The following is a 3980-nucleotide window of genomic DNA, read 5'->3' on the forward strand; positions in this document are numbered from 1 at the left end:
ATCGTCTGGTCCAGCAGCTGCGACTCACCCGCGACCACCTCCCGCAACGGCCGCTCAAGATGCTGGTCGAAATATGCGCAGACCTGATCGAACGCTTCAGCGAATACCGGATACGCCTCATACAGGCCCTGGCCCATCCCGAGCCGCTGACTACCCTGGCCGGAAAACACCACCGCCAGCCGACCAGACCCGACGATCCCGGTAACCACCCCCGGTGCCTGCACACCCGCAGCCAGCGCCTGCAGCCCACCCAGCAACACCGACCGATCCTGGCCAAGCACCACACCCCGATGGGTGAACCCCGTCGCCCGGCTGTCCACCAACGCCCGCCCCACCACGACCGGCTCCACCTCAGGTCGATCGGCCACGAACCCCGCCAACCGCCGGGCCTGCGCCCGCAACGCCACCTCGGTCTTAGCCGACAGCACCCACGGCACCACCCCGTCGGCCGGCGGCGGGGCCGCCGGCGGCTCCTGGCCCGAGCCCGCCGGGCCGGCCGGTGTGCCCTGCCGCGGCTCAAACGATTCGGCCTCCTCCAGGATGAGGTGGGCGTTGGTGCCGCTGATCCCGAACGACGACACCCCGGCCCGTCGTGGCCGGCCGTTGCGCAGCCATGGTGCGGCCTCGGTCAGCAGTCGCACCGACCCGGCCGACCAGTCCACATGCGATGACGGGGTGTCCACGTGCAGCGTCTTGGGCATCAACCCGTGCCGCATCGCCAAGACCATCTTGATGATTCCGGCGACGCCCGCGGCTGCCTGGGTGTGGCCGATGTTCGACTTCACCGACCCCAACCGCAACGGCTGGTCCGCGGGCCGGTCCTGGCCGTAAGCAGCGATCAACGCCTGCGCCTCGATCGGGTCACCCAGCGTGGTGCCGGTGCCGTGCGCCTCGACCACGTCCACGTCGCCCGGCGTCAGCCGCGCGTTGGCCAGGGCCTGACGGATCACCCGCTGCTGCGACAGTCCGTTCGGGGCACTCAACCCGTTGGAGGCACCGTCCTGGTTGACCGCGCTGCCCCGCAGCACCGCCAACACCTGATGTCCCCGCCGGCGGGCATCCGACAACCGCTCCAACACCACAATCCCGACACCCTCACCCCAACCCGTACCGTCAGCCGCATCCGCGAACGGTTTACACCGCCCGTCGGCGGCCAACCCGCCCTGCCGGGAAAACTCCACGAACGCTCCCGGAGTGGCCATCACCGTCACGCCACCGGCCAGGGCCATCGAACACTCACCCGACCGCAACGCCTGCGCCGCCAGATGCACCGCCACCAACGACGACGAACACGCCGTGTCCACCGACACCGCCGGACCCTCCAGGCCCAAGGTGTACGCCACCCGCCCCGACGCCACACTTCCGCTGGTCCCGGTCAGCGCGTGTCCCTCGGTCTCGGCCGGGCTCGCCGCCAACTGCATGGCGTAGTCGTGGTACATGAGGCCCACATACACGCCGGTGTCCGACCCGCGTAGCCCGGACGGGTCGATCCCGGCCCGCTCCAACGCCTCCCAGGAAACCTCCAACAACAGCCGCTGCTGCGGATCCATCGCCACAGCCTCCCGCGGACTGATCCCGAAGAACCCCGCGTCGAACATCCCGGCCCCGGAAAGGAATGTTCCGTACCGGGTCCCCGACCGCTGACGGCCGGAGCCGTCCAGCGCCGTCAGGTCCCAACCCCGATCCGCGGGGAACTCACCCACCGCGTCAACACCGTCGACCAGCAACTGCCAGAACCCGTCCGGGTCACCAACCCCACCCGGATACCGACACCCCATCCCCACAATCGCAACCGGCTCGTCGAGCACAGTGACTGCGGCTGCGGCGACCGGTCCAGTTGCCGGCTCAGACACCCCGTCCAACCGCTGCTGCAGGTATCCCAGCAGCGCCACGGGCGTGGGGTAGTTAAATAGCAGGGTGGTCGGCAGCCGCAGCCCTGTCACCGCGGTGAGTCGGTCACACATTTCGATGGTGGCGTATGAGTCGAAGCCCTGCTCTCTAAAGCTCCGGTCAGCGTCGACATCCTGCGGCCCGGCATGACCAAGCACTGCGGCCGCATGGGTACGGATCAGGTCAAGTAGGTGCCACTCGCCCTCACCCGCTGCCGGCTCGATTCTCACACCGGCTTCACCAGGGCGGGCCCGCCTCGATGGTCCCTGCCTGTTAGGGCGCGGACCATCCATAATGGTGGTTCGCAGGTCGCGGGTAAGGTCGACGATGATCACGCTTGGGTCGTCATGTTCGACCGCCTGGACCATCGCTTCCACGAGCCGCTCGGGTTCGGTTGGGCGCAAGCCCTCGATCGCCGGGGCGTCGCCGTCGTGCCATCCCACGGCGGTACCAGGCAAGCCGTCTGCTCGGCGTCGCCTGACCAGTGCATCGACGTACGCGCCGTACTCGCGGTGAGCCGGGTCTGGCTCCAGGCCGAGCAGAGCACCAGCCCGGAACACGACCACGAACGCGGACAGCTCGCGATCGGCGCTCTGCTCATGTAGGCGGCGTACCGCATCGGCGTCCGGATCGCCGGCTGGGTCCGGCAGGCACACAATGGCCGTGACGGCCAGATCCAAGGGCAGGTCCATACCCCGAACCACGCGGGCGCCGCCGGCCTGCAGCCACCGGGTGAGTGCGGCGGCCAACCCACCGCCGGCGCCAGCCAGGAGCACGGTGCCTGTCGGTCGCCACAGGCGCCGCTGCGTCCCGAGGCTGACCGGCGCCGGCGTCACTCGGCGCGCGAAAACACCAGTGGCCCGCAGAGCAAGCCGATCCTCGCCGTACTGACCGGCGAAGATGGCTGCCAGCCGTCGGCCCGTGGCGGCGTCCCACGCCCTGGGCAGGTCGACCCACCCGCCCTGGTCGCCTGGCTTCGACGGCCGGTCCCAGTGACGCGCCTGCGGCAGATCCCGGATCCGCTCGGTCGGCTCGACGGCGACCGCGCCTAAGGTTACGTACCACACTGGTGCACTCGCAGACGTCTCACCAGACAGCGCGCCAAGCGGTGCGTCGGGCCTCATTCCAGTGAAATCGTCGGGCGACAAAAAGGACACCACACCGGCCGCAGCGGGCCGGCCGCCGAGTGGGTTGTCCGGTCGTGCCGGATCAACCCAGATCAGGGCGGTCTCGGCGCCGCTCTCGGACAACGCTTCAACGACCTGGGTGACCGTCCCGTTGTCCGGATGCCCGGCGGGCACAACCACAAGCCATTGGCCGGTCAGAGGCAGCGTCGCCACAAGACCCACCGGTTCCCAGGTCACGTGGCACCGCAGTGCATCGAACTCGGCGTCGCGGTGTTGCCTCCGCAGCCAGCCCGACTGCGACGGCGTCGACGATCCGAGGGCGGAGCGTTCGGTCTCGGCAAGGTCGAGCGCGGCCGCGCTGGCCTCGATGTCATGCCGCTCGACCGCGTCCTGGGACTGGTCGATCGGGGCGATACTGCGGCCAGGGAGCTCGGCCAGCGTGTCCGGGAGCCAGTGGCGCTGGCGCTGGAACGGGTATGTTGGCAGCGGCACGCGTCGGGGCAGGTCACCGGCAAAGGTCGGGGTCCAGTCGATGTTGATGCCGGCGACGTGGAGGGTGGCCATCGAGCGTAGCCAGCGGTCCCGTCCGCCGTCGTCACGGCGTAGGGTGCCGGTCACCACCAGGTGCTCGCCGGCTTGCTCTACCGCCATGGTCAGTACCGGGTGTGGGCTGACTTCCACGAACGTCTGGTGGCCGGCCTCGGTCAGGGTGTGGATCACGTCGGCGAACCGGACCGTGTGTCGCAGGTTGCGGTACCAGTAGTCACCGTCGAGGCTGGCGGTGTCGACCTGCGCCGCTTGCAGGGTCGAGTAGAACGGCACCCGCCCACTGTCCGGTTGCAGGCCGGCCAGATCTGTGTGCAACCGGTCCTGGATCGCCTGTACCTGCGGCGAATGTGAGGCGTAGTCCACCGCGATGCGTCGGGCACCCAACTCCGTGTACGCCTGGACGAATTCCTCACA

The 3980-nt window shown here is 69.2% G+C and carries 1 protein-coding gene; it reads right to left on the reverse strand.

Features of this window, described 5'->3' with window-relative positions; genetic code table 11:
* Positions 1-3980 (reverse strand): beta-ketoacyl synthase N-terminal-like domain-containing protein (locus AB0883_RS30665; RefSeq protein WP_366644753.1); only part of this gene is annotated, 3980 nt, incomplete at both ends.

The organism is Micromonospora sp. NPDC047812 (genome assembly GCF_040704175.1).
GTDB lineage: Bacteria > Actinomycetota > Actinomycetes > Mycobacteriales > Micromonosporaceae > Micromonospora.